Below are 25,992 nucleotides of genomic sequence, written 5' to 3'. Positions count from 1 at the left end.
CTCTTGTCCCGAAGAGAAGGTGCGTGGATGAAGCGGGGGTGCGGGCGTACTCAGCCCTTGACGCCGGTGAAGCCGAGCCCGGCGACGATGTACTTCTGGCCGACGGCGAAGAACAGGATCGGCGGCGCGACGGCGAGCACCATGGCCGCGATGAGCTGGTCCTGCGGTGCCTGGGTGGCAAGTTGGGCGAGGGCGACGCTGATCGGCTGCTTCTCCGGATCGGTGAGCGCGACCAGCGGCCAGATGAAGTCCTTCCAACTGTGCATGACCGCGAGGAGGCTGATCACGGCGAGCACCGGCCTGCTCATCGGCAGCACGATCCTGGTGAGCAGTTGCCAGGTGTTCGCCCCGTCGACCCGTGCCGCGTCGAAGAGTTCCTTCGGCAGCGCGTCGAAGAACTGCTTGGCGAGCAGCACCGTGAAGCCGTTGGTCCCGGCGGGCAGCCAGATCGCCCAGTACGTGTCGCCGAGGTTGAGGTGCAGCAGCGGCAGGTCGATGACGGTCATGAAGAGGCTGACCATGTTCACCGTGTACGGCACGAACATCGTGGCCAGGATCGCGCCGTAGACGGCCTTGCCGAAGCGCGGCTTGAGGACCGACAGCGCGAAGCCCGCCGTCGCGGAGACGAAGAGCTGCACGAACCACGATCCGCCGACCACCAGGAAGGTGTTCATCAGATAGCGGCCGACGCTCAGGTCGGTGTACGCGGTGGCGAAGTTGCCCGGCCGCGGCCGGTCGGGCCACAACGCCAGCGGGTGGTTGGTGAGTTCGGTGGGCGCGGACACCGCGCCCTTGACCATCCAGTACAGCGGTCCGATGCCGATGAGCAGCAGCAGGATCAGCGTCAGCGCCTGGACGGAGCGGACGGCCGCCCGTACGCCGGGCCGCCGCCGGTCGTGGGCGGAGACGAAGGTGGTGAGGGATTCGCTCAGCAGGGTCATGACGTGCTCCAGCCGCGGGTGGCGCGCAGATACACCCCGGACAGCAGGCCCAGCGCGAGCACCATCAGGAAGGAGAGCGCGGCGGCCTGGCCGTACTCGCCGTCCTGGAAGGCGTAGCGGAAGATCAGCAGCAGTACGGTCAGCGTCGCGTTGTCGGGGCCGCCGCCGGTGAAGACGTACGGCTCGGTGAAGACCTGCACGGTGTTGATGAGCTGGACCAGCAGCAACAGGCCGATGACCGAGCGCAGTTGGGGCAGCATGATGTGCCAGATCCGGCGCCAGACGCCCGCGCCGTCCACCTCGGCGGCCTCGTACAGCTCGCCGGGGATGCCGACCATCGCGGCCAGGTAGATCAGCACGGCGCCGCCCATCCCGGCCCAGGTGGCCTCCAGGACCAGCGAGAGCATCGCGGTGTCGGAGGACTCCAGCCAGGTGTACGGGCCGAGGCCGACCTTGCCGAGCGCGGTGTTGAACAGGCCGCTGCCCGGGTCGTAGAACCACTTCCACAGCAGGATCGCGACCACGGGCGGGATGACGACCGGCAGATAGACCAGGAAGCGGTACACCCCCGCGCCGCGCCGTACCGTCGACATCACCGCGGCCAGGATCAGCGGCGCGGGGAACCCGATCAGCAGACCGAGGCCGACGAAGAACAGGGTGTTGCCGACGGCGGTGCCGAGCAGCGGATCGTCGAAGACCGCGCGGAAGTTGTCGAAGCCGACCCAGACGGCGGGATCGACGAGGTTGGTCCGCTGGAAGCTCAGCAGCAGGCTGCGGACGATCGGCCACCAGGCGAACAGCCCGAAGACCAGCACGGCCGGGAGCAGGAACAGCCAGGCCGTGATCTGCTTGCGCGCGGCGGTCCCGCCGCGGCGGCGGCCCGCGCTCCCCTTGGCGGGGGCGACGGGTGCGGGCGCGGCGTGCCGGGAGTGGGTGAGCAGGCTCATGAACGGCTACTTCTGGGTGGACTGGTCGGTGGCGAGCTTGGCGTTGACGTCCTTCTCCGCCTTCGCGAGCAGGGCGTCGACGTCCGCGCCGCGGTCGGTGAGCACCGCCTGCACGACCGGGTCGAGCGCGGTGTACAGCGTCTGCGCCTCGTACGGCGGCTCGGGCTTGAGGTCGAGCTTGCCCAGCCCCTGGGTGTACGGCGCGAAGTTGTCGAGCTTGACGTTCACGTACGGCTTGATCGCCGCGTTGATCTCGGTCTGCCGCGCGGTGTCGAAGACCGGCAACGTCGGTACGCCGACCGCCGACTTGGGGTCGGCCGCCAGCGCCTTGGCCTGGCCCGCGGCGGCTTCCGTGCTGTACTGCGGCTCGGCGTAGGCGAAGGTCAGCCACTTCACGGCGGCCGCCGCGTGCTTGGTGTCGGCGGACTTCGGCACCATGTAGATGTCGCCGCCGGTCAGGGTCGCGTTGCCGCCGGACTGCGGCATCGAGGCGACGCCGAAGTCGTCGGTGTTCTCCATGCCGAACTGCGTCTTGGCCAGCCGGTAGGTGCCGGGGCTGCCCATGAACATCCCGACCTGTCCGGCCGCGAACTGCTTGATGACGTCGTTCTGGTTGTTCAGCAGATTCCGGCCGAGCGATTTGTCGCTCCAGCGCATGTCCTTGAGCAGGCCGAGCGCCTTCTTCGTGGCCTCGCCGGTGAGGGTCGCGGTGTACGTGTCGCCCTGCCGCTGTTCGAGGTCGCCGCCGAACGCGTAGGAGAGCATGGCGAGTTGCCAGCCGCCCTGGTTGTCCTTGGACTCCTGGACGAAGCCCGCCCTGCCGGTCTTCGCGGCGATCGCCTTGGCGTCGGCGCGGACCTCGTCCCACGTCGTGGGCGGCTTGTCGGGGTCGAGCCCGGCGGCCTTGAACAGCGCGCGGTTGTAGACCAGGCCCTGGGCGTAAGGATTCTGCGGGACGCCGTAGACCTGGCCCGCGCTGTCGCTCAGCGGCTTGAGGACCTGCGGGTTGAACTCCTTGAAGTGGTCCCACGACTGGAGCTGGCCGCTGATCGACTGCACCTGCTTCTGCTGGATCAGCCGCTGCGGCTCGGTGAGCGGGACCTTGATGACGTCCTCGACGTTGCCGCCGGCGAGCTTGGCGGAGAAGGTCAGCGGGTCGAAGACGGTGGTGGAGCCCTTGACCTTGATACCGGGGTTGGCCTTCTCGAAGTCGGCGACCTGCTGCTTGAAGAGGGTCAGCGCGGCCTTGTCGGTGGCGGGCGGCATGCCCTGGACGCGGAGGGTGAGGTCGCCGCCGCCGTCGCCGCCGCCGGACTTGCTCGGGGTGACGGCGGAACAGGCCGTGAGGGCCACGGACACGGCTATGGCGGTGCAGCCGAGAAGGGCCGCATTACGGGTTTGTCTGGACATTTCGTCTCCACGGAGGGCAGGGTGAGGTCGGTGCGGGGTGCCTTGCTGTGAATGGGGGGACGCGGTTCCCGGGGCGGGTCGCGCCGATGTGCGCCGTGGCGGCCGGTGGGCCGCGGGTACGGCGGGTGACTCAGCGGCCCGGCGCGGGCCCGGTGGAGGCGCGGGGGACCAGCCGGGAGCCGATCTCCACGAAGGGGGTGGCCCGCGGGTCGGCGGGCGCGTCGGCACGCGCCGCGCCGTGGCCCGCGATCGTCTCCAGGAGCAGGTCGGCCGCCCGGGTGGCGACCTCCTCCGGGTCGATCCTGATGGTGGTGAGGCTGGGGGTGGATACGGACGCGAGCAGGGTGTCGTCGATGCCGATGACGCTGACGTCACCGGGCACGCTCACGCCGAGGCTCGCCATCTGGTGCAGGACGCCGAGGGCGACGAGGTCGTTGTGGGCGAGCACGGCCGTCGCGCCGTGCGCGGCGACCAGCGTGGCGGCCAGCACGCCCGTCTCGAACCGCGGCTCGTAGGGCCCGAGTTCGACGAAGGAGACGTCCTGCGCCTCGAAGGACTCGTGGATGGACTTGCCGCGGCTCAGCTCGTCCCGTGAGGCGTTGATGAACACGCACCGGCGGTGGCCGTACGCGCGCAGGTGCTCCACGGCCTGCGCGATCCCGGCCGACAGCGAGATCCGTACCTCGGGGATGCCGGGCACATGGCGGTTGACGACCACCAGCGGCATCTGGTCGGCCAGTTCGCCCAGCCGGTCCTCGGTGAGCGTGGACGCCCACAGCACCAGGCCGTCGACCCGCTTGGAGACCGCCGCGATCGTCTCCAGCTCGTCGGCCTCGCGCTCGTCGCTGTCGGCGACCAGCACGGTGTAGCCGAGCCGCCGGGCGCGGGCCTGCATCGCCTTGACGATCGGCGGGAAGAACGGGTTGGCGATGTCGGGGATGATCAGCCCGAGCGTGCCCGTGCCGCCGCCGCGCAGGCTGCGCGCCGCCGGGTTCGGCGCGTAACCGAGCTTCGCCGCGGCCTCCAGGATGCGCTGCCGGGTCTTCGGCTGCACCTGGTCGGGCGCCGTGAAGGCGCGGGAGACCGTCGACACCGATACGCCCGCGGCGCTCGCCACCTCCCGGATCGTGATTGCCACGGACCGCCTCCTCGCGTCGCTGCTGCCGGATGCCGTGGATCTTTGCGAACGTTCCCGGAGGTGTCAAGAGTGTTACCGCAATGAAAATCTCCAGTGCAGCAGGGTCTTGCGGATCAGGGCGGTCCTTGCGGATGATGCGTTCTCAGCAAGCATGATGAAGTTGCGGGAACGTTTTCATAGCGGCTCACCGGCCGCGGACGGCACCGCGCACAGTGCCTCACTCGCGGGGGCCTCACTCACGGAGGAGCGGGATGAAGATCACCGGCCTGGAAGTGCTGACCCTCCCCGACCACGGCGACAGCATGATGCTGGTGGTGGTCGACACCGACGAGGGCATCCACGGCCTGGGCGAGGTCGGCATCAGATCCCGGCAGCGGGCGGTCGCGGGCGGCCTCGAACACCTCGCGGAGCTGATCGTCGGCGAGGACCCGCGGCGCATAGAGCACCTGTGGCAGGTGATGTTCCGCCGCGGCTTCTTCCCCGCCGACCGCATCATCGGCGCCGCCATCGCCGCCGTGGACGTCGCCCTGTGGGACATCCGCGGCAAGGCGCTCGGCGTACCGGTGCACGACCTGCTCGGCGGACGCGTACGGGACTGGGTCCCGGCGTACGTGCACGTCGGCGACGACTACCACGACCGCGAGCGATTCCTCGACCGCTGCCGGGAGTTGGTCGCCGACGGCTGGCGGCATGTGCGCTTCTCCGCGCCGCACGACGTGGACGACGTCCTCGACGCCCGGCGCTGCCTGCGCGATTCGGTGAGCCTGTTCCACGCGGTGCGGGACGCGCTCGGCGACGAGATCGAGCTGATCCTGGACGTGCACACCCGGCTCGACCCGCCGGAGGCGGTCACCCTGTGCCGCGAGATCGAGGCGGCCCGCCCGTACTTCGTCGAGGACCCGCTGCGCAGCGAGAACCCCGAGAGCTACCGGATGCTGCGCGCGCGGACCGGCGTACCGCTGGCGGCGGGCGAACAGTACGGCTCCAAATGGGAGTTCAGGACCCTGATCGAGGAGGAGCTGATCGACTACGCCCGCGTCGACATCGGGGTCGCGGCCGGGCTGACCGAGGCGAAGAAGATCGCCGCGATGGCGGAGACCCACCACATCAAGCTCGCCACCCACAATCCGCTGGGCCCGGTCACCGCCGCGTCCTCGCTCCAACTCAACCTGGCCTGCCCGAATGTGGCGATCCAGGAGCACCAGACGGACCCCGAGCCCGCCATCGCCGCGCTCTTCCCCACCCGCCCGGCCATCTCCCCCGGCCGCGTCACCCCGACCGACGCGCCGGGCCTCGGCGTCACCCTCGACCGCGACGCCGCCCGCGCCCACCGCGCCACGACGACCGAACGGCCCCATCTGCGCACGCCGGACGGCGCCTTCACCAACTGGTAGACGGATCAGGGCACGTCGGACGCGGATTCGGCGGGCGTTACGCGACCGGGGACGGGACGACCGGGACGGCCGCGTTGGGGTCGTGGCCCGCGAAGGCCAGGGTGATGACGAAGCCCGCGACCTCCTCGACCTGGCGGGCGCGGTCCAGTCCGCCGAGGACGGCCGGGGTCGCGGCCACGTCCCGGACGAGGCGGGCGACCACGTCCAGCGCGGCCGGGTCGTCGCCGCAGATCGGGACGGTGACGGTGGGCCCGACGGGGTCGGTCCACTGGGTGGAGGGGAAGAGGTGGAACGCCTTGACCACATGGGCGCCGGGGGCGCGGGCGGCGACGCGCCCGGCCATGGACTCGGCGGGCCCCGTGAGCAGGACTCCGGCGCCGTGCGCCACCGCGTTCGTGGGGTCGATCAGCGGCGTCCCGGCCAGCAGTCCCTCGGCCGCGCCCGCCGCGCCCAGCATGTCCTCCGCGCCGTCCCAGGCGACGGCGAGCAGCACCGCGTCCCGCCCGCTGACGGCCGTCCGCGGCGCGACGGCCCGCGTGCCGCGGCCCAGCGCCTCGGCGAGCGCCGCCGCCTTGGCCGTCGAGCGCCCCGCGACCACCACCTCGTGCCCGGCGCGCAGCCAGCCCTCGCCCAGCGCCCGCGCCAGCGTTCCCGTACCGAGAATCCCGATCCGCATCCTTCGCTCCCTCGACCGTGCCCCTGTGCCGTGGCCCGCGCCGCGCCCGTGGCCTGTGCCGTGACCAGCGCCTTGACCCGCGCTGCGACCAGTCCCCGCCCGGCGCCGTGACCAGCGGCGATCGTCTGACGGATACGGTAGGGAAGCCGATACGCACCGGCCGGTGCGCGAGGGACGGACCATGATGGGTGGCGCGATGAGCCCTCACGAGAGCCCCGACGAGACGCGCGAGAGCCCCGGCGCGCACTGCTACGAACGGGTCGCCGACTGCCCGGCTGCGCGCGGCCACCGACCTGTTCGCCCACACCTGGGACCCGGTCGTGCTCGCGGCGCTGCGCACGGGCCCGCGCCGCCGCCGCGCGCTGCGCGCCGCGATCGGCGGGATCAGCGACAAGGTCCTGACCGAGACGCTGCACCGACTGCTCGGGAACGGCCTGGTGGGCCGCCGGGCGTACGCGGAGGCGCCGCCGCGCGTCGAGTACGGGCTGACCGCGCTGGGCGAGAGCCTGGTCGACGGCCCGATGCGGGCGCTCGGCCGCTGGGCCCTCGACCACGGCGACGAACTCCTCGACGCCCAGGAGGCGGCGCATACGGCGGCGGATGCAGCGGCGCATACGGCGGCGCGCGAAGCGGCGCGGGGCGCCGAGGAGTGGTGAGCAGTCGGTGAGCGGTGATGAGCGGTGCGTCGCGGTGGCTCGCCGTGGTTCACGGTGGCTCGCCGTGGCTCGCCGTGCCTCGCGGTGGTGGGGCGACAGCCCGCTACGACGCGTAGAAGTTCCGCTGCCAGCGGTGCTTGGCGAGGATCGCGAGCTGCTCGTCGGTCAGCGGCGTCCCGTCGCTGACCGCGGTGTTGCGCTCGACATTGCGCACCGACCGCATGCCGGGGATGACGGTGGAGACGGCCGGCGCGCTGAGGACGTAGCGCAGGGCGGTCTCGGCGATGGCGTCGGGGGCGATGCCCAGGTCGTCCACGATCGCCCGGACGCGCTGCTCGACCTGGGCCGGGCGGTCGCCGCGGAAGTAGCGGTTGCGGAAGTCGCCCTCGGGGAAGGTCGTACCGGCCGTGACCGCGCCGGTCAGACCGCCCTCGTCGAGCGCGACGCGGACGATCACGCCGACGCCGTGCTCCTGGCAGGCGGGCAGCAGCGACTCGGCGGGCGTCTGCTCGAAGATGTTGTAGATGACCTGGACGGTGTCCACGACACCGCTGCGGACCAGCGCCAGCGAGTTGTCCGTCTCGTGGTCGTTGATCGAGACGCCGAACAGCCGGATCTTGCCCTGCTGCTTGAGGTCGGCGACGGTCTCCAGCCAGTCGCCCCTGCCGACCCACTCGTCCCGCCAGACGTGGAACTGGAGCACGTCGAAGTGGTCGAGGCCGCTGGCGCGCAGGCTGGTCTCCAGGCTGGCGCGGATGTGCTCGCCGGAGAACGCCTCTTCCGCGGTCACCCCGGCGGGCGCGGGCCATGTGCCGTTGCCCGGCGGGACCTTGGTGGCGACCAGGATCTCGTCACCGGCCGCCGCCCGCTCGCGGACGACCCGGCCGACGATGCGCTCGCTCTCGCCGTAGCCGCGGGCGGTGTCGATGAGGTTCACGCCGAGGTCGACGGCCCGGTGCAGGGCGCGCACCGACTCGTCCTCGGTCGCGCCCACCCACGCCCCCTCGCCGATGCCCCAGGCGCCGTAGCCGATCTCCGACACGGACAGGCCGCTGCGGCCCAGTTCGCGGTAACGCACAGACTTCCTCTTCTCGGGGTTGCGGAATGCGAAGGCGCGGGCGGACCGTCAGCCGGCGGCGCTGAGCCGGGCGATCTCGTCGGCGTCCAGGGTGAGTTCGGCGGCGGCGACCGAGTCGCGGATGGTCTCGGGGCGGCTGGAGCCGGGGATCGGGACGACGACCGGGGACAGCGCGAGCAGCCAGGCCAGGCAGACCTGCTGCGGGCTGACGCCGTGCGCGGCGGCGACCTTGGCGAACTCCCCGTAGGAGGAGCCGAGTTCACCGGCGTGGGCGATACCGCCGAGCGGGCTCCACGGCAGGAAGGCGATGCCCAGCTCGTCGCAGAGCGTCAACTCCGGCTCGCTGGAGCGATACGCGGGCGAGAACTGGTTCTGCACCGACACCAGGCGCCCGCCCAGGATCTCCTGGGACAGCCGGATACGGTCCGGGCTCGCGTTGGAGATGCCCGCCATCCGGATCTTGCCCGCGTCCAGCAGCTCGGCGAGCGCGCCCACCGACTCCTCGTACGGCACGGCGGGGTCGGGCCGGTGGAACTGGTAGAGGCCGATCGCCTCGACCCCGAGCCGCCGCAGCGACGCCTCGCAGGCCGCCTTGATGTGCTCGGGCCTGCCGTCCAGCGTCCACGAACCGTCGCCCGGCCGCAGGTGGCCGCCCTTGGTCGCGACCAGCACGCCGTCGCTGTCGCCGCCGTACGAGGCCAGCGCCTTCGCGATCAGCGACTCGTTGTGCCCGACCTCGTCGGCGTGCCAGTGGTACGCGTCCGCGGTGTCGATCAGGGTCACCCCGGCGTCGAGCGCCGCGTGGATCGTCGCGACGGAACGTGCCTCCTCCGGGCGCCCCTCGATCGACATGGGCATCCCGCCCAGCCCGATCGCGCTGACCTCGACGGCACCGATACGACGGCTCTGCATGGTTTCGCGCCTCTCTCATTCCACCTACGACGACAACGGACCTCCAGCTTCACCCGTGGGGCGGGCAGTCGTCCAATAGAAGAAAGCGAACGAATTAAGAAGCGCGGCCGTTCAATGCGCGCCGTGGCTCATTCCGCGAAGGTGAACCCGGCCAGCAGCGCGTCTCCGGTCAGTGTCCAGCTCAGCGTGTGCGGGCCGGGGCCGGGCGGGGCGGACAGCGGCGCGGTCAGCTCCGTCCAGGTGTGCCGGTCGGCGGTCGGCGGCGGGGTGAAGGCGGCCAGCGGCGCGCCGTCGCAGCGCAGCTCGATCCGGGACGGTACGGCGCAGGACCCGCCCTCGGCCGTCGGACGGCTGACCTCGACCGCGACCGTACGCGCCCCGGTCAGGCCGACGTCCCGGAAGACGGCGGTGGCCGGTTCCCCCGGCGCCGCGGGGCCGACCGCGTCACCGGAGACGGGGCCCGCGTCCAGCAGCCGCAGCCCCGTACAGGCGTCGAAGTCCACGGCCGCCACGCGCACTCCAACCGCCTCACGGGGAGCGGGAGTCGGGCCGGTGACCTCCAGCCGGGCGGTCGCGGCGACGTCCTGGACCCCGCGCGCCACGAGGACGTCGTACGCGCCCGGGTCCACGGTGAAGGCGCCGGTCCCGACGTCCCAGTGCGCGAGCGCGTCGGCAGGCACCTCGACGCTCACCTCGCGCCGCTCGCCCGGCGCGAGCCGCACCTTGCGGAAGGCGGCGAGCCGCAGCAGCGGCGCGTCGTAACGGGCGTCCACCGCACGGGTGTAGAGCTGCACGGTCTCGGTGCCCGCGCGCTCCCCGGTGTTGACGACGGTCACCGTCGCCGTCACCGGCTCGCCCGGCGCGATCCGCGCCGCCGACAGCCGCAGGTCCTCGTAGCCGAACGTGGTGTACGACAGGCCGTGTCCGAACCCGTAGAGCGCGGGCGCGCGGTGGTACTGGTACGTCCAGCCCGCCGTGATGATGTCGTAGTCCAGCGGCGGCGGGAGCGGGTCGCCGCCGCGGTACCAGGTCTGCGGCAGCCGCCCGGTCGGCTCGCTCGCGCCGAGCAGCACCGCCGCCAGCGCCCGGCCGCTCTCCTGCCCGCCGTGCGCGGTCCACAGCACCGCGGGCACCCGCTCCTGCGCCCAGTCGAGCGCGTACGGATAACTGCTGGTCACGACCAGGACGGTGCGCGGCTGCGCGGCGGCGACCGCCCGCAGCAGCGCGTCCTGCGCGGGCGGCAGGTCGGTGTCGGGGCGGTCCTGCGTCTCACGGCCGTTGATCAGCGGGTCGTTGCCGAGGACGACGACGGCGGTGTCGGCCGCGGCGGCGGCGGCCCGCGCCTGCGCGATCCCGTCGCGTACGACCGTACGGCGCCAACTCTCGGCCTCCGCGGGGGTGTCGGCGCTCACCGTCACGCGCCCGGTCGCCCCGTCCACGGCCGCGTACCGGCCGCTGTGCACATGCCGCAGCAGCTCCGTACCGTCCGCCCGCTCCTCAAGGCGGAAGGTCTCCTGGACGTCCCAGCCGTTGGGCAGCGTCTGATCCGCCGTCAGCACCCATTGCCCGGAAGCGTTTTCGTCGCCGCCGCTGGGAACACCTCCGTCGCGCGCGGTCAGATAGCGGCCGGTGCGGGCGCTGCGCAGGGTCAGCACACCGCCGCCCCAGTCGAAGACGTCGAAGCAGAAGTCGTCGGCCGGGACTTCGGCCGCCGGGGCCGCGAGCAGCAGCGGGCCCGCCGGGTCGGCGGCGGGCACCGACAGCGCGCCGTCCGACGAGGTGGCGTGCAGGGCGATCCGGTCGACGCCCTCGACCACGACGGTCACCTCGTCGCCGCGCGCGGCCAGCGCGGCCGTCAGCCCGTCGGCGGCCGTGATCCGGTACGGCATCGTGCCGCTGTACCAGTCCTCGAAGAGGGTGTCCGCGAGCGGCCCGATCACCGCGACCTTGTGCGATGCCCCCGCGACCGGCTCCAGCGGCAGCGTCCCGTCGTTCTTCAGCAGCACCACCGCCTCCGTGGCGGCGCGCAGGGCGAGTTCGCGGTGCGCGGGCGAGTCGACGGCGTCCCAGCCGATGGCCGCGTACGGGTCGCGCTCCGGGTCGAACTCGCCGAGCCGGAAGCGGATCGCGAGCTGCCGCCGTACCGCGCGCGTCACGTCGTCCTCGTCGATCAGCCCGCGCCGCAGCGCGTCCTGGAGGCGGCCGACGGTGACGGCGGAGTCCTCGCCGTGGTCGGTGAAGCTGTCGACCCCGGCGCGCAGCGCCGCCGCGTGCGACTCGGCGTGGTCGGTGAAGTAGTGCTCGGGGTCGACCAGATTGCTCGGCGCCTCGGCGTCGCTGACCACGAACAGCTCGTGCCCGGTGGGCGCGGCCCAGCGCCGCAGCTCCGACTCGATCAGCGGACTGACGTGGCAAGGACGGCCGTTGACCAGGTTGTACGCGAGCATCGCGCCGGTCGCGGCGCCCGAGGCCACGGCCGGGCGGAAGGCGGCGAGGTCGTACTCGTGCAGCACGCGCGGGCGCAGCCCCGAGGAGGTGACGCAGCGGTCGTCCTCGTTGTTGTAGGCGAGGAAGTGCTTGAGGATCGGCGCCGTGCGCAGGTGCTCGGGGTCGTCGCCCGCCATGCCCCGGCAGTAGGCGTCGCCCAGGCGCGCGGTGAGCAGCGGGTCCTCCGCGTAGCCCTCCTCGTTGCGCCCCCAGCGCGGGTCGCGGAGCAGATTCACCACCGGCGCCCACGCCTGGAGGCTGATCGGCCCGGCGCCGATGGGCGCGGCCCTGTGGTGGTGGAAGGCGCGCTGCTCGACGGAGACGGCCGTCGCGACCGCGTGCGTCAGCTCCTCGTCCCAGGTGGCGCCCAGGCCCACGGCCTGCGGAAAGGTGGTGGCGGTGCCGAGCCACGCGACGCCGTGCAGCGCCTCGGTGCCGGTGCGGAAGGCGGCGATGCCCAGCCGGGGCACGGCCGGGGCGTACTGGTGCAGCAGCGCCACGCGTTCGTCGGGGGTGAGCCTGCCGAGCAGGTCCTCGACCCGTTCGCGCAGCGGCAGTTCCGCGTCGCGGAAGGGCGGCCGGTCGTGCACGGGCGTCGTACTCACTGAGGCAAACCCCTTGGGCCGGTGACGTGGTGAAGCGCTTCGCCGAAGCTGACACGCCGCCGACGAGGGTGTCAACGGGTCGCGCACAACCTCCGTCCGGCGCACCGCTGTCGAATTCATCGAACGCCCTGACCAGGGCGGTGATGATGTCCGCAGGACCGTACGGGGCCGGAATCCGCCCGCCGGACAGTCGCGTCAGAACTCTTGTCGGAACCGAAACACGTGGTTACTGTCGCCGACACATCGAAGCGCTTCGACAGTCCTCTTCGACACGCTCCCCGGCACCTCGCCCCCTCCACGCGGCACCGGCACGGCAAAACGGCACCCACGGCACGCACCCTCGGCGTCCCCCCGGATCGGACCACCCCACACGGCGAAGGACCCACCATGACCAGCCAGTTGAACCGCAGAACCTTTGTGAGCGCGGCGGCGGCGACAGCCGGAGCCGCGGCGCTGTCCCCGCTGCTGACCGCCTGCGGAAGCGGGTCGAGCAGCAAGGGTGGCACCAGCAGCAAGAGCGGACTGAAGGCGGCGCTGCCGCAGTTCACCGCGAGCCGCTCGGTCACGGCGGACATCCCGGCGGTGCCGGGCGCCGCGGGCACCGCCACCGACCCCGGCTTCCTGACCTACCCGGCGAACCCGGTGAAGACGGTCGACGGCGTGCCGGGCAAGGGCGGCAGCTACACCGCCGTCACCCCGCTGTGGGGCACCATCCCGGAGCCGGGCAACTCCTTCTACCAGGCCATGAGCAAGGCCCTCGGCGTGACGCTGACGATGAAGCCCGCCGACGGCAACCACTACGACACCGCCATCCCCACCATGACGGCGGCCAAGAAGCTGCCGGACTGGATCCAGCTCCCCACCTGGTGGAACGCCAACTTCAACGTCGGCAAGCTGGCCGGCACCCAACTGGCCGACCTCACGCCGTACCTGGCGGGCGACGCGGTCAAGGACTACCCGAACCTCGCCGCGATCCCGACCGGCGCCTGGCAGGCCGGGGTGTGGGAGGACAAGCTCTACGGCATCCCGTCCTTCTCCAGCGGCTTCGTCGTCGCGGGCACCACCTACCACCGCGCCGACATCCTCCAGTCCAAGGGCATCAACCCGGACGAGATCTCCTCGGCCGCCGATCTCCTCGCGCTCGGCAAGGAGTTGACGAACGCCAAGGGCGGCGTGTGGGCCTTCGACGACCTGTGGACGTATCTCTCCCCGTTCTGGGGCGTGCCCAACAAGTGGACGGTCAAGGACGGCAAGCTGGTCCACAAGTACGAGGGCCAGGAGCTGCTGGAGGCGCTGGACTGGCACTACAAGCTCGCCAAGTCCGGCTACATGCACCCGGACGCGCTCGCGGGCAACACCAACGACGGCAAGAACCGCTTCTACGCGGGCAAGGTCGTCGTCACCGGCGACGGCACCGGCGCGTGGAACCTCGCCGACGCGCAGGCGGGCACGGCGGCCGATCCGAGGTACCGGCGCGGCGCGTTCAAGGTCTTCGCCGCCGACGGCACGTCGAAGCCCGGCATCTTCCTCGGCAACTCCACCAGCCTGATGAGCTATCTGAACATCAAGCTGTCGAAGGACCGGATCAAGGAGCTGCTGGCGGTCGCCAACTACCTGGCCGCGCCGTTCGGTTCCGCCGAGTACACGATGGTCAACTACGGCGCCGAGGGCATCCACTACACGATGGACAACGGCACGCCGACCTTCACCGACGAGGGCAAGAAGGACGTCCAGCAGCAGACGTACCCGTTCCTGGCCACCTGCTCCGCGGTAATCAGCAATCCGGGCGCCCCGCAGGTGACCAAGGACTACGCGGCCTGGCAGGCGGCAGCGGCGGCGACCGCGTACAAGCCGGTGTTCTGGAACATGAACATCACCGTGCCGCAGCGCTTCGCGACCGCCGACGCGGGCCAGGCCGTCGAGGACACCATCAAGGACTGCTACCACGGCAAGAAGAAGGTCTCCGACGTGCAGGCCGCGATCTCCTCGTGGAAGAGCAGCGGCGGCACGCGGTTGACGACGTGGATGCAGACGAACGTGCTCGACAAGTACGGCTCGGGGCAGTAGGCGGTGGCCGCGATCATCACCGGGAAGGCGGACGGGACACCGGGGAAGCCGGAGGCCGCGGACGGGGACACCGGCAAGGGCGCACGCGACGGCAAGAAGGGCTCACGCGACGCCGAGAGCACGGCGCACGGCGGCCTGACCTGGCGCGTGCGGCTGCGCCGCGACAAGTCGCTGCTGCTGATGACCCTCCCGGCCGTCGCGCTGCTGCTGGTCTTCAACTACGCGCCGCTGTTCGGCCTGGTCACCGCCTTCGAGTACTACGACCCGCTGGTCGGCGTCCGCAACAGCGACTTCGCGGGCCTGGAGCAGTTCCGGCAGCTCTTCCACGACCCGCTGTTCTGGGGCGCGTTGCGCAACACGCTCTTCCTCAGCTCCGTCCAGATCGTCCTCTTCTTCCCGGTGCCGATCGCGCTCGCCCTGATGCTCAACACCGTGATCAGCGAACGGCTGCGGAATTTCGTGCAGTCCATCGTCTATCTGCCGCACTTCTTCTCCTGGGTGCTGACGATCACCGTCTTCCAGCAGATGCTCGGCGGCGCGGGCGTGCTCAACCAGTTCCTGCGCAGGCACTCGATCGGCACCTGGGACGTGATGACCGACCCGCACACCTTCGCGCTGCTCATCACCTCGCAGGCGGTGTGGAAGGAGGCGGGCTGGGGCATCATCGTCTTCCTCGCGGCGCTCGCGGCCATCGACCAGAACCAGTACGAGGCCGCGGCCGTCGACGGCGCGGGCCGGTGGCGCCGGATGTGGCACATCACGCTGCCCGGCATGCGCGGGGTGATCGTGCTGATGCTCGTGCTGCGGCTCGGCAACGCGCTGACCGTCGGCTTCGAGCAGTTCCTGATCCAGCGCGGCGCGGTCGGCCACGACGCGGCCGACGTCCTGGACACCTTCTCCTTCTATTACGGCATCGCCACCAACAACTACAGCTACGGCGCCGCCGCCGGTCTGTTCAAGAGCGTCATCTCGCTGCTGCTGATCTGGGGCGCGAACCGGCTGGCGCACTCCTTCGGCGAGGACGGGTTGTACCGCAGATGACCGACACACTGACCGTGGGCGGCGACCGCGCCGGCCGTACGCGGAACCCCGGTGCGCGCAAGGGCCCGCAGCGCCCGTCGTGGGAGGAGGCGCCGGGCGTCGCCGGGCAGACCTTCAAGGGCGCCACCTTGGCCCTGGTCGTGGCGGCCGTCCTGGTGCCGCTGTGGATCGTGGCGCTGACCAGCCTCTCCACGCCGGGCGCGATCGGCCGCGCGGGCGGCCTGGTGATCTGGCCGGACGGGGTGACGCTCAACGCCTACCGGCTGATGCTGGAGAACGGCGCGGTCACCCGCGCCCTGCTGGTCAGCCTCGGCGTCACGGGCGTCGGCACCGCGATCTCGATGGTGGTCTCCGTGCTGTGCGCGTACGGCCTGTCGCGCTCCGGGTCGCTCGGCCACCGGGCGATCCTGATGGTGCTGATCGTCACCATGTTCGTCAGCGGCGGCCTGATCCCGACGTACCTCGTCGTCACCGGCCTCGGCGGCTACGGCCAGTACTGGGCGCTGATCCTGCCCAGCGCGATCTCCGTGTTCAACATCCTCGTACTGCGCGCCTTCTACTCCGGCACCTCCGCGGAGCTCATCGACGCGGCGCGGATGGACGGCGCGAACGACTGGCGCATCCTGTGGTCGGTCGTGCTGCCCACCTCGCGGGCCGTGACCGCCGTCGTCACGCTCTTCTACGCGGTCGGATACTGGAACTCCTTCTTCAATGTCATGCTCTACATGCCCACGGACAGCCCCAAGTGGCCGTTGCAGTACGTGCTGCTGGAGTACGTCAACTACGGGATGAACATGCCGGGTTCGGTGAACAGCGGCTTCGGCACCGCGCACGCGCAGACCGCGCCGCTGTCGCTCCAGATGGCCGTCGTGGTGCTCACCCTCGTACCGATCCTGATGGTCTACCCCTTCATGCAGAAGCACTTCAAGACCGGCGTGCTGACCGGAGCGGTCAAGGGATGAGCGGTCAGGGGACGGACGGTCACGGGATGAGCGGGCACGGAATGAGCGGTCGGGGCACGGGTGAACGTACGCAGGGGACCGCGGGGCCGCCACCACGACAGGAGCAGCACAGCATGATGGGAAGCACCTCCGCCGTGACCATCGCCGAAGTGGCCAAGCACGCCGGGGTGTCGTCGAGCACGGTCAGCTATGTCATCAGCGGCAAGCGCTCGATCTCCGAGGCGACCAGGCGCCGGGTCGAGGCGGCCATCAGGGAGTTGGGCTACCACCCCAACGCGGGCGCGCGGGCGCTGGCGGGCAAGCGGTCGCACATCATCGCGCTGATGGTGCCGCTGCACACCGACGTCTACGTGCCGATCATGATGGAGATCGCCATCGCGGTGACCATGGCCGCGCGCGGCTTCGGCTACGACGTGCTGCTGATCACCAACGACGAGGGCCCGGACGGGGTGCGGCGGGTCGCGGCCAGCGGCCTGGCCGACGGCGTGATTCTGATGGACGTCGAGCTGGACGACGACCGCATCCCCGTCCTGCGGGCGCAGAACACGCACGCCGCGCTGATCGGACTGCCCGCCGACGCCACCGGACTGTCGTGCGTGGACCACGACTTCGCGGCGGCGGGCGCGCTGTGCGCCGACCACCTGGCCGACCTCGGCCACCGCGACGTGGCCTTCATCGGCTACAGCCCGGCGGTCTACCGGCGGCACGCCGGTTACGCGGAGCGGACGCTGACCGGCTTCCGTACGAGGTCGGCCGAGCGCGGGCTGCGGATCGTGCACCGGCCGTGCGACGGGACGTACGAGAGCACGGCGGGCGCCTTCACCCGCGTCCTCGCCGACCGGCCGGAGACCACCGGCTTCGTCGTGCAGAACGAGGGCGCGATCGGGCCGCTGCTGAGCCTGCTGCGGGCGGCCGGGCGGATCGTGCCCGAGGACGCCTCGGTGGTGGCGCTGTGCCCCGAGCCGCTGGCCGACCAGTACTCGCCGCGGCTGACCGCCGTCACCGGGCCCGCGCAGGATCTGGGGCGGCGCGCGGTGGAGCTGGTCATGCGGCGGATCGAGGGCGCGGACGCCGACGAAGTCGCCCTGCTCACGCCTCTGTTGACCACACGCGAGAGCACGGGCCCGGCCCCGCACCGCGACTGAGCCCCGCTTCCCCCCGGTAGCGCCGCTTCCCTACCCCCCGCTTCCCCCAATAGCGCCGCTTCCCGACCCCCCGTTTCCCCCAATAGCGCCGCTTCCCTACCCCCGCACGCCCGTTTCCGCCCTCGCACAGACACGTCAGGAGAGCCACCGCATGGCAGAGCACTTCCGCATCCGCGAGCACGCCCTCGAATGGCGGGCCAGGGGTGAGACGTTGCGGGTCGAGGCGTGGGGCCCGGACGCGGTCCGGGTGCGGTCCGCGCCCGCCGGGGAGATCGTCGAGGATCTGCCCGGCGCGCTGGACGCGCCGCCGCCCGGCGCCACCACCGCGATCACCGTGCACGGCGACTCGGCGACCCTCGTCAACGGCGCGCTGACCGTACGGATCGACGCCTGCGCCGAGGGCCGGCTGACCCCGGAACTGCCCGCCGCGGCGGGCCGGTTGACCTTTGTGCGCACCGACGACGGCGCAGAGCTGCTGGCCGAGGAGCCGCCGCACTTCTGGTGGCCGGGCCCGCGCCTCTACACCGCCACCGGCAACGGCTACCACCGCCTGGAGCAGCGCTTCCGCGCGTACGCGGACGAGCGCTGCTACGGCCTGGGCCAGCACGGACACGGACTCTTCGACCAGAAGGGCGCGGTCCTCGACCTCGTGCAGCGCAACGGCGAGGTGACCGTGCCGCTGCTGATCTCCAGCCGCGGCTACGGCCTGCTGTGGAACTCCCCGGCGGTCGGCCGGGTCGAGCTGGGCGTCACCGGCACCCGCTGGGTCGCCGACAGCGCCCGGCAGATCGACTACTGGTTCACCGCGGGCGACCCCGGCGCGATCCTGCGCCGGTACGCCGACGCCACCGGCCACAGTCCCGAACTCCCGGACTGGGCAACGGGTTTCTGGCAGTGCAAGCTGCGCTACCGCACACAGGAGGAGCTGCTGGAGGTCGCCCGCGAGTACCGCCGCCGCGAGCTGCCGCTGTCCGTCATCGTCTGCGACTTCTTCCACTGGACGCACCTGGGCGACTGGCGCTTCGACCCGGCGGAGTGGCCGGACCCGGCCGCGATGGTCCGCGAACTCGACTCCATGGGCGTGAAGTTGATGGTCTCGGTGTGGCCGTCGGTCAGCCCGGCCAGCGAGAACCACGCGCCGATGTGGGACCGCGGGCTGCTGATCGGCACCGAGTACGGCCCGCTCGCGCACGCCGACTGGCCGGACAAGGGCCTCGGCGCGTACGCGGCGCAGGTCGCCTTCTACGACGCCACGCACCCCGAGGCCCGCGCGTACGTGTGGGAGAAGCTGGCCGCCCACTACCTGGCGCACGGCGTCTCGGTGTTCTGGCTGGACGCCGACGAACCGGAGCTGAAGCCCAACTACCCCGCCAATCTGCGCTTCCACGCGGGGCCCGGGCTCGAAGTCGCCAACCTCTACCCGCGCGAGCACGCGCGCATGGTGCACGACGGGCTGCGCGCGGCCGGGCACAGCGAGGTGCTGACCCTCAACCGCTCGTCGTGGGCGGGCGCCCAGCGCTACGGCGCCGCTCTGTGGTCGGGCGACATCGGCACCGACTTCGCGTCGCTGCGCGCCCAGATCACCGCCGGGCTCAATGTGATGCTCTCCGGCATCCCCTGGTGGACCACAGACATCGGCGGCTTCCACGGCGGCGACCCCGACGACCCCGCCTACCGCGAGGTGCTGGTCCGCTGGTTCCAGTACGGCGCCTTCTGCCCGCTGTTCCGCCTGCACGGCTTCCGCGGGCCGGAACAGGTCCTGGAGCCGGGCATGACCGGCCTGCCCAACGAGGTCTGGTCCTACGGCGGGCGGGCGTACGCGGTCCTGGCGTCGTATCTGCGGCTGCGCGAGCGGCTGCGGCCGTACATCGCCGAGCAGATGCGGGTGACGGCCCGCAGCGGGGTGCCGCCGATGCGGCCGCTGCTGCTGGAGTTCCCCGACGACCAGGACGCGTGGGGCATCCGCGACGCCTTCCTGCTCGGGCCCGACCTGCTGGTGGCGCCGGTCACCGAGGCGGGCGCGGTCACGCGGGAGGTCTACCTCCCGGCGGGCGCGCGGTGGACGGACGCGTGGACGGGCGAGGAGCACGACGGCGGCCGTACGGTGACGGCCGCGGCGCCGCTCGACCGCATTCCGCTGTTCCTGCGGGACGGCGCGCGGCTGCCGATCGCGGAGCCGAGGTGAGCCCTTCCCAGGACGCCGTCCCCGACTCCCGCCCCGATCCGGCCGGTTGGCTGACCGCCCGGCTCGGCGGCCCCGCCTTCGGCGGCGACTACAACCCCGAGCAGTTCGCCGACGACCCGGCCGTACGGCGCGAGGACGAGGAGCTGATGCGGCGGGCCGGGGTGAATCTGGTGACGCTGAACGTCTTCGGCTGGGCGGAGCTCGAACCGGAGCCGGGGCGCTACGACTTCGCGCCGCTGGACGCCCGGCTGGAGCGGCTGCACGCCGCGGGCGTGGCCGTGGACCTGGCCACGCCCACCGCGCAGCCGCCGCCGTGGTTCGGCCTCGCGCACCCCGACGCGCTGCCCGTCACCCCCGACGGCACCCGGCTGACCCACGGCAGCCGCGACACGTACTGCCTGGCCGCGCCCGCCTACCGGCAGGCCGCCCGCGCCGTCGCCGAGGCGCTGGCGGCCCGGTACGGCGAGCACCCGGCGGTCGCGCTGTGGCACGTGCACAACGAGTACGCGACCGTCTGCCACTGCGAGCACGCCGCCGACGCCTTCCGGCGCTGGCTGCGCGAGCGGTACGGCACCCTGGAAGCCGTCAACCGGGCCTGGGGCACCGCCTTTTGGAGCCAGCGCTACGGCGCGTGGGAGCAGATCCAGCCGCCGCGCGCCACGCAGTGGCGGCCCAACCCCGGCCAGGTGCTGGACTTCCGGCGCTTCTGGTCGGACCTCGCGCTGACCGCCTACCGCGAGCAGCGCGACGCGATCCGGGCGCACAGCCGGGTGCCGGTCACCACCAACGTGATGCTGCCCGGCTACCAGGTGCTCGACCTGTGGGCGTTCGGCCGCGAGGTCGACCTGGTGGGCGTGGACCACTACCCGGACGCGCCGGGCCTGGACGCCGCCGCCGACACCGCCTTCGGCGCGGACCGGGCGCGCTCCTTCGGCGGCGGCAGGCCGTGGCTGCTGATCGAGCAGGCCACCAGCACCGTCTACGCGGGCGACCTCGTCCTGCCCAAGGAGCCGGGCGACATCCTGCGGCACTCGCTGAGCCACATCGCGCGCGGCTCGGAGGGCGTGCTGTTCTTCCAGTGGCGGCAGTCACCGGCCGGGGCCGAGATCTGGCACTCCGCGATGGTCCCGCACACGGGGCCGGACACCCGGATCTTCCGCGAGACCGTCGAAACCGGCCGCGCCGTGGCCGCGCTGGCCGAGGTGACCGGCTCGACCGTACGGGCGCGGGCGGCCGTCCTGCACGACCCGGACGTGTGGTGGGCGCTGGACACCCCCGTCCTGCCCACGCCGGAACTCCCGTACCTGCCCGCGCTCAAGCGCGCCCACCGCGCCCTGTGGGACGCCGGGATCACCACCGACTTCGCGCACCCGTCCGCCGACCTGTCCGCGTACCGGCTCGTTCTCGCCCCCAGCCTGCACCTGGTCTCCGAGGAGTCCGCCGCCGCGCTCACCGCCTACGTCGAGGGCGGCGGCACCCTGCTGGTCGAGTGCTTCAGCGGCGCCGTCGACCCCCACTACCGCGCGTGGCCCGGCGGGGCGCCGGGCCCGCTGCGGCCACTGCTCGGCCTGCGCGCCGAGGAGTTCCGCCCCCTGCCGTCCGGCGCCGCCGTCCCCCTGACCGACGGCGGCGCCGGCACCACCTGGACCGAGGCGCTGCTGCTGGAGGGCGCGACGGCCGAAATCGGTTACGCGGAAGGGCCGTTGACCGACCGGGCCGCCGTCACCCGGCACGCCCACGGCCGGGGCACCGCCTGGTACGCCTCCACCCGGCTGTCCCCCGCCTCGTACACCGCGCTGATCGGCGGCTTGATACGGGCCTGCGGCGCGGAGCCCGAACTCCCCGGTCTTCCGGCGGGCGTCGAGGCGGTCCGCCGCCACAGCGACGACGGCCGCGCGTACCTCTTCCTCCTCAACCACTCCCCGGCCGAGGTCCGCGTCCCCGTGCGGGGCCACGATCTCCTGGCGTCCCGCGCCCTTCCTTCCGAGGGCGCCGTCCTGCCGCCCGCGAGCGCCGTGGTCGTCCGCGAGGAGGGCTGAGGAGACCGCCCCGCCGGCTCGCGGGACGGGCACGGAACGTGACCCCGGCATCACCCGAACGAGTGAACGCTTCTCGGTCATCCTGGGGTGGTCACGCAACCGGCTCTTCCCGAAGGGCGTCCCCTCCTGCGCAACAGGTGTGACGCTTGGGGTGGGAAGGGGGTCGGGCGTGGACACGGTGATTGTGCAGTTGCCCGAGGAATCCGAGGCACGGTGGGGAGAGGAACCGGCCGGGCGGCGCCCGAGGCTGCTGCGGCTCGGCCCCGGCGAGACGGCCGAGTTCGGGCGCGGGGGCTCCCCCGTGCGGACCGGTCCGGCCGGACACCCACCACCGTAGGCACGGCCCGGCGGGCCCGCTCCTGACAGATGACAGGGACGGCGGAACGCACCCGCGCCGCACCGGGACCCGCGGGGCCGCGGGCCGGACGCGCGTATACCCCGGCCGTCCGACGTGATCGCGCCAGCCCTTATGCGGTCCGAGACCCGGCATATGACCTAAGCCTGCCGAAATCCCCGCCCGGTGGTTAAAGGTCCAGCTAAGGACGGCTGTTCGGCATTCCCAGCGTCCGGAAGTGGCGTGCACACTACAGCCGTCGCCCGTCAAAAGCGTGCAACACGCAACTATCGCACCACGATCCAGGTCTCGTCCTTGTCCTGTTCCTGACCTCACGTTGGAGTCGTCATCAACGACATACAAAAACCCCGTGTCGCACGGGCCCGCGCAGCGGTGGTCGCGGCGGCCTCGCTGGCCATGGTGTCCGGGTCCCTGATCCTCGCCATGCCCTCGCAGGCCAGCGGCCCCGCGCCCGCGGCCAAGACCATCGCGCAGAGCCACCCGGACTGGGCCACCGCCTCCGCCGACCAGGGCTCGGTCGCGGCGAACACCGAGATCACCGGCACCGTGTACCTGGCGGGCCAGGACGCCGCGGGCCTGACGAAGTACGCGACGGCCGTGTCCGACCCGAGCAACGCGAGCTACGGCGAGTTCCTGAGCCCGGCCGCGTACAAGGCGCGCTTCGGCGCCACCAAGGCGCAGGTCTCCGCGGTCCGGAAGTGGGCGGCCGACTCCGGCCTGAAGGTCGTGAGCACCTCCGACCACGCGATCACCGTCAAGGGCACCAACGCGGCGGTCACCAAGGCGTTCGGCACCGGCATCCACCAGTACCGCGTCTCGGGCACGCTGCGGCACGCCCCGGCCCGTGACGTCGTGGTCCCCGCGTCCGTCTCCTCCGCGATCCTCGGCGTGACGGGCTTCACCACGCCCGGCGCCAACGTCGCCAAGCCGAACTCGCACCGCGTGGACGACACCACGGCCCGCTCCGCCGCGACCCCGGCCAGGAGTGGCAAGCCCGACGCCGGACTGCCGACCACCGCGACCTGCTCCGACTACTGGGGCCAGAAGATCGCCAAGGGCGCGCCGGCCGGATACACCACGTCCGACGTGCCGTTCGACCAGTGCTCGTTCTACCCCTCGCAGCTCCGCAAGGCGTACGGCATCACCGCCTCGGGACTGACCGGCAAGGGCGCGACGATCGCGATCGTGGACGCGTACGGCAGCTCCACCATGCTGGCGGACGCCAACCAGTACGCGACCGCGCACGGTGACAAGGCGTTCAGGTCCGGCCAGTACAGCGAGGTCGTCGACCCGTCGCAGTGGACCAACCAGGACCTGTGCGGCGGCCCCGAGGGCTGGGCGCCGGAAGAGGCGCTGGACGTCGAGATGGCGCACGGCCTCGCGCCCGACGCCAAGGTCGTCTACGTGGGCGCCAACTCCTGCGACGACAACGACCTTCTGGGCGCCATCAGCACCATCGTCGACAACCACCTGGCCGATGTCGTCTCCAACTCGTGGGGCGAGATCATGCACACCACGGACGACGCCGACGTCACCTCGTCGCTGATCGCCGCCTACGAGCAGGTCTTCAAGCAGGCCGCCGTCGAGGGCATCACCATCGGCTTCTCCGCGGGCGACTGCGGCGACAGCAGCCCGCTGGCCGCCGCGACCGGCGTCAACTGCCAGCCCGACACCTCGCGCGCGCAGGCCAACTGGCCCGACTCCGACCCGTGGGTGACCTCGGTCGGCGGCACCGCGCTCGGTCTGAAGGACAAGAGCGGCTCGTACGGCTTCGAGACCGACATGGGCACGCTGCGCTCCAACCTGTCGGCCGACGGCAAGAGCTGGACCCCCGCTCCCCCGGCCCCGTTCTACTTCGGCGGTGGCGGCGGCACCAGCGAGGACTTCGCACAGCCCGCGTACCAGCGCGGCGTCGTGCCCGGCTCGCTGTCGCACACGCTGATGACCGGCGCGAAGAGCCGTACGGCCCAGCGCGTCACGCCGGACGTCTCGATGAACGGTGACCTGTACACCTCGGTCCTCGTCGGCATCTCCGACGGCGCCCCGTACAGCGAGGGCGGCTACGGCGGCACCAGCGTCTCGGCGCCGGAATTCGCCGCGGTCCAGGCCGACGCCATCCAGGCCAGGCACCACGCCATCGGCTTCGCCAACCCGGCGATCTACGCCCGCGCCGGGCTGTTCAAGGACGTCGTGGACCAGAACGCCGCCCACCACCACAAGGCCCCGCTGAGCAACGTCGCCGACTTCGGCCTGGTCAACGGCACCCTCGCCGTGCGCCTCGCCGCCTTCGGCGAGGACACCTCGCTCAACGCGGTCCGCGGCTTCGACAACGCGACCGGTGTCGGCTCCCCGACCCTGTCCTACCTCCGCTCCTTCGGCCGCCGCTGACCGATCTCCCGAAGGGCCCGGCGGAGCGACCCTCCGCCGGGCCCTTCGGCATTCCCCGCCGCCGCCGATTCCGCCGTATCGGCTGTGACAGGACGCCCCGAACGCGCGTCTGCATACACAGCAAGGCGGTCAATACTGGCGCCGGACGTGTGCGGTGCCGGTGGGGAGCAAGGGGCGACGGTGAAATTAGCGGCGATGCGGTCGTGGGTCAGGCAGCGGCCGAAGGCGGCGGTGGCGGGGGCGTCGGCGGTGGGCGCCGCGGGAGTGGCGGTCGCGCTGGTCGCGACGCTGACCGGCGGAGGCGCAGGCGCAGGCGGGGACGGCGGCGGCAAGGCGGACGACGCGGCGGCGCGGTCACGGGCGACGCCGACCAGCCGCGCGCCGAGCCCGAGGACGGCACGGCCATCGACGGGGACGCCGACACCGACGCCGACCGTCACCGAGACGAAGGGTCCGATCGGCGACGGGTCCACCGCGTACACCGGCCCGCAGCCGCACCAGCCGAAGCCGGAGAAGCTCAAGCCGGGCGAGAAACCGCCGCAGTTCGTGGTGTTCTCCTGGGACGGCGCGCTGGAGAACGACGACCATCTGTTCTCGCGCTTCCGGGAGTTGGCCAAGGAGAACAACGCGAACATGACGTTCTTCCTGTCCGGCATCTACCTGGTCCCGGACGCGAAGCGGTCGCTCTACCACCCGCCCCGGCACGCGGCCGGGACGTCCGCGATCGACTTCCCGACCGACGCGCACATCAAGGAGACGCTGGAGCAACTGCGGCTGGCCTGGCAGGACGGGGACGAGATCGGGACGCACTTCAACGGGCACTTCTGCGCGCCCGACGCGGGCGGCGGCGGCACGTGGAGCACCGCGGACTGGCGCAAGGAGATCGCCCAGGCGTACTCGTTCGTGGAGCACTGGAAGACGAACACCGGCTTCACCGACCTCCCGCCGCTGCCCTTCGACTACGGCCGTGAGCTGGTCGGCGGGCGCGCGCCGTGCCTGGAGGGGCAGAAGAATCTGCTGCCCGCAGCCAAGGCGCTGGGCTGGCGGTACGACGCCAGTTCGCCCGGCGACTTCCAGCTCTGGCCCGCCAAGTCGGGCGGGGTGTGGAACTTCCCGCTGGAGCTGATGCCCTACCCCGGCAAGGACTTCCAGGTCCTGTCGATGGACTTCAACTTCCTCTACAACCAGTCGGGCGGCGAGCAGACCCAGGGCGACCCGGCGAAGTTCCCGGCCTGGGAGCGCGAGACCCGGCAGGGCTATCTGAACGGCTTCGAGCGCGTCTACAACGGCAACCGGGCGCCGCTGTTCATCGGCAACCACTTCGAGACGTGGAACGGCGGCATCTACATGCAGGCCGTCGAGGACGTGGTGAAGGACGTCTGCCACCGGGACGGGGTGCGCTGCGTGTCGTTCAAGGAGCTGTCCGACTGGCTGGACGTCCAGGACCCGGCGGTGCTGGCCGAATTGCGCGGCCTCGACCCGAGCGAGTCGCCGGACTGGACGACGTTTCCCGCCAAGTAACCGGGCCTGGCGGAGAGATCAGGGAACCGGCGGCCGGGCCCCGCG

17 protein-coding genes and 1 pseudogene are annotated in these 25,992 nt (G+C 71.9%); 10 read left to right on the top strand and 8 right to left on the bottom strand.

Translation table 11 applies throughout. The features are described 5' to 3' along the window. Window positions 1-50 precede the first annotated feature (50 nt). From ACIP4Z_RS07245 to ACIP4Z_RS07230, 4 genes are all read right to left on the bottom strand, one after another. Entirely contained in the window at window positions 51-941 is an 891-nt protein-coding gene (locus tag ACIP4Z_RS07245; RefSeq protein ID WP_355339801.1) for a carbohydrate ABC transporter permease, read from the bottom strand. Continuing rightward, window positions 938-1,888 (bottom strand): carbohydrate ABC transporter permease, encoded by a 951-nt coding sequence (locus tag ACIP4Z_RS07240; RefSeq protein ID WP_401305644.1) that lies wholly within the window; start codon window positions 1,886-1,888, stop codon window positions 938-940. Before ACIP4Z_RS07240 ends, ACIP4Z_RS07245 begins: the two co-directional genes overlap by 4 nt. A 6-nt stretch (window positions 1,889-1,894) precedes the next feature. Beyond that, window positions 1,895-3,298 carry an ABC transporter substrate-binding protein gene (locus tag ACIP4Z_RS07235; RefSeq protein ID WP_401305642.1) on the bottom strand — a complete coding sequence of 468 codons (1,404 nt, stop codon included), beginning with the start codon at window positions 3,296-3,298 and terminating at the stop codon, window positions 1,895-1,897. 130 nt (window positions 3,299-3,428) lie between these two features. Continuing rightward, window positions 3,429-4,436, bottom strand: coding sequence for a LacI family DNA-binding transcriptional regulator (locus ACIP4Z_RS07230; RefSeq protein WP_355339792.1), 1,008 nt, complete (start codon window positions 4,434-4,436; stop codon window positions 3,429-3,431). 251 nt (window positions 4,437-4,687) lie between these two features. Between ACIP4Z_RS07230 and ACIP4Z_RS07225 the strand changes: the two genes are divergently transcribed. Beyond that, a complete protein-coding gene (locus tag ACIP4Z_RS07225) occupies window positions 4,688-5,830 on the top strand; it encodes a mandelate racemase/muconate lactonizing enzyme family protein (RefSeq protein ID WP_401305639.1) in 1,143 nt (380 codons plus the stop codon). Between the two features lie 37 nt (window positions 5,831-5,867). Here the strand turns inward: ACIP4Z_RS07225 and ACIP4Z_RS07220 are convergent, their stop codons facing one another. After that, the gene (locus tag ACIP4Z_RS07220) at window positions 5,868-6,506 is read right to left on the bottom strand and encodes an NAD(P)-binding domain-containing protein (RefSeq protein WP_391158557.1); all 639 of its coding nucleotides are present in this window, start codon (window positions 6,504-6,506) and stop codon (window positions 5,868-5,870) included. Between the two features lie 163 nt (window positions 6,507-6,669). Between ACIP4Z_RS07220 and ACIP4Z_RS07215 the strand changes: the two are divergent. Then, window positions 6,670-7,162, top strand: a pseudogene (locus tag ACIP4Z_RS07215) (winged helix-turn-helix transcriptional regulator). A gap of 103 nt (window positions 7,163-7,265) precedes the next feature. On the opposite strand, the gene ACIP4Z_RS07210 reads toward ACIP4Z_RS07215, so the two are convergent. The 3 genes from ACIP4Z_RS07210 to ACIP4Z_RS07200 form a co-directional block, all read right to left on the bottom strand. Continuing rightward, window positions 7,266-8,240, bottom strand: coding sequence for an aldo/keto reductase (locus ACIP4Z_RS07210; RefSeq protein ID WP_391041793.1), 975 nt, complete (start codon window positions 8,238-8,240; stop codon window positions 7,266-7,268). A gap of 48 nt (window positions 8,241-8,288) precedes the next feature. Further along, entirely contained in the window at window positions 8,289-9,152 is an 864-nt protein-coding gene (locus ACIP4Z_RS07205; RefSeq protein ID WP_355339778.1) for an aldo/keto reductase, read from the bottom strand. A gap of 128 nt (window positions 9,153-9,280) precedes the next feature. Next, the gene (locus ACIP4Z_RS07200) at window positions 9,281-12,244 is read right to left on the bottom strand and encodes a glycoside hydrolase family 3 C-terminal domain-containing protein (protein ID WP_401305636.1); all 2,964 of its coding nucleotides are present in this window, start codon (window positions 12,242-12,244) and stop codon (window positions 9,281-9,283) included. A gap of 387 nt (window positions 12,245-12,631) precedes the next feature. Here ACIP4Z_RS07200 and ACIP4Z_RS07195 point away from each other — a divergent pair, with 387 nt between their 5' ends. The 8 genes from ACIP4Z_RS07195 to ACIP4Z_RS07160 all read left to right on the top strand — a co-directional run bounded on the left by ACIP4Z_RS07195 (window position 12,632) and on the right by ACIP4Z_RS07160 (window position 25,947). Then, on the top strand, window positions 12,632-14,311 hold the full coding sequence (locus ACIP4Z_RS07195; RefSeq protein WP_401305634.1) for an ABC transporter substrate-binding protein: 1,680 nt from the start codon (window positions 12,632-12,634) through the stop codon (window positions 14,309-14,311). A 3-nt stretch (window positions 14,312-14,314) separates the two neighbouring features. After that, window positions 14,315-15,352 carry an ABC transporter permease gene (locus ACIP4Z_RS07190; protein ID WP_401305632.1) on the top strand — a complete coding sequence of 346 codons (1,038 nt, stop codon included), beginning with the start codon at window positions 14,315-14,317 and terminating at the stop codon, window positions 15,350-15,352. After that, window positions 15,349-16,314, top strand: coding sequence for a carbohydrate ABC transporter permease (locus ACIP4Z_RS07185; protein ID WP_401305630.1), 966 nt, complete (start codon window positions 15,349-15,351; stop codon window positions 16,312-16,314). Before ACIP4Z_RS07190 ends, ACIP4Z_RS07185 begins: the two co-directional genes overlap by 4 nt. A gap of 113 nt (window positions 16,315-16,427) precedes the next feature. Continuing rightward, window positions 16,428-17,459, top strand: coding sequence for a LacI family DNA-binding transcriptional regulator (locus tag ACIP4Z_RS07180; RefSeq protein WP_355339763.1), 1,032 nt, complete (start codon window positions 16,428-16,430; stop codon window positions 17,457-17,459). Window positions 17,460-17,610: 151 nt separating this feature from the next. After that, window positions 17,611-19,644 carry a TIM-barrel domain-containing protein gene (locus ACIP4Z_RS07175; RefSeq protein ID WP_401305628.1) on the top strand — a complete coding sequence of 678 codons (2,034 nt, stop codon included), beginning with the start codon at window positions 17,611-17,613 and terminating at the stop codon, window positions 19,642-19,644. After that, window positions 19,641-21,683 (top strand): beta-galactosidase, encoded by a 2,043-nt coding sequence (locus ACIP4Z_RS07170; RefSeq protein WP_401305626.1) that lies wholly within the window; start codon window positions 19,641-19,643, stop codon window positions 21,681-21,683. The genes ACIP4Z_RS07175 and ACIP4Z_RS07170 overlap by 4 nt, the downstream gene beginning before the upstream one ends. 727 nt (window positions 21,684-22,410) lie before the next feature. Further along, complete coding sequence (locus tag ACIP4Z_RS07165; protein ID WP_401305624.1) at window positions 22,411-24,426, top strand: protease pro-enzyme activation domain-containing protein; 2,016 nt, start codon at window positions 22,411-22,413, stop codon at window positions 24,424-24,426. Between the two features lie 195 nt (window positions 24,427-24,621). Continuing rightward, a complete protein-coding gene (locus ACIP4Z_RS07160; RefSeq protein WP_401305622.1) occupies window positions 24,622-25,947 on the top strand; it encodes a hypothetical protein in 1,326 nt (441 codons plus the stop codon). The last annotated feature ends 45 nt before the right edge of the window (window positions 25,948-25,992 follow it).

This window comes from Streptomyces sp. NPDC088910 (genome assembly GCF_044749865.1).
Lineage (GTDB): Bacteria > Actinomycetota > Actinomycetes > Streptomycetales > Streptomycetaceae > Actinacidiphila.
The sequence above is the reverse complement of the archived record's forward strand: the minus strand, read 5'-3'. Positions and strand labels throughout refer to the sequence as shown.

Coding starts and splice junctions, on each gene's coding strand:
- ACIP4Z_RS07220 (WP_391158557.1), bottom strand. CDS start 6,506: ATGCGGATCGGGATTCTCGGTACGGGAACGCTGGCGCGGGCGCTGGGC.
- ACIP4Z_RS07180 (WP_355339763.1), top strand. CDS start 16,428: ATGATGGGAAGCACCTCCGCCGTGACCATCGCCGAAGTGGCCAAGCAC.
- ACIP4Z_RS07185 (WP_401305630.1), top strand. CDS start 15,349: ATGACCGACACACTGACCGTGGGCGGCGACCGCGCCGGCCGTACGCGG.
- ACIP4Z_RS07235 (WP_401305642.1), bottom strand. CDS start 3,298: ATGTCCAGACAAACCCGTAATGCGGCCCTTCTCGGCTGCACCGCCATA.
- ACIP4Z_RS07160 (WP_401305622.1), top strand. CDS start 24,622: ATGCGGTCGTGGGTCAGGCAGCGGCCGAAGGCGGCGGTGGCGGGGGCG.
- ACIP4Z_RS07175 (WP_401305628.1), top strand. CDS start 17,611: ATGGCAGAGCACTTCCGCATCCGCGAGCACGCCCTCGAATGGCGGGCC.
- ACIP4Z_RS07195 (WP_401305634.1), top strand. CDS start 12,632: ATGACCAGCCAGTTGAACCGCAGAACCTTTGTGAGCGCGGCGGCGGCG.
- ACIP4Z_RS07240 (WP_401305644.1), bottom strand. CDS start 1,888: ATGAGCCTGCTCACCCACTCCCGGCACGCCGCGCCCGCACCCGTCGCC.
- ACIP4Z_RS07225 (WP_401305639.1), top strand. CDS start 4,688: ATGAAGATCACCGGCCTGGAAGTGCTGACCCTCCCCGACCACGGCGAC.
- ACIP4Z_RS07205 (WP_355339778.1), bottom strand. CDS start 9,152: ATGCAGAGCCGTCGTATCGGTGCCGTCGAGGTCAGCGCGATCGGGCTG.
- ACIP4Z_RS07245 (WP_355339801.1), bottom strand. CDS start 941: ATGACCCTGCTGAGCGAATCCCTCACCACCTTCGTCTCCGCCCACGAC.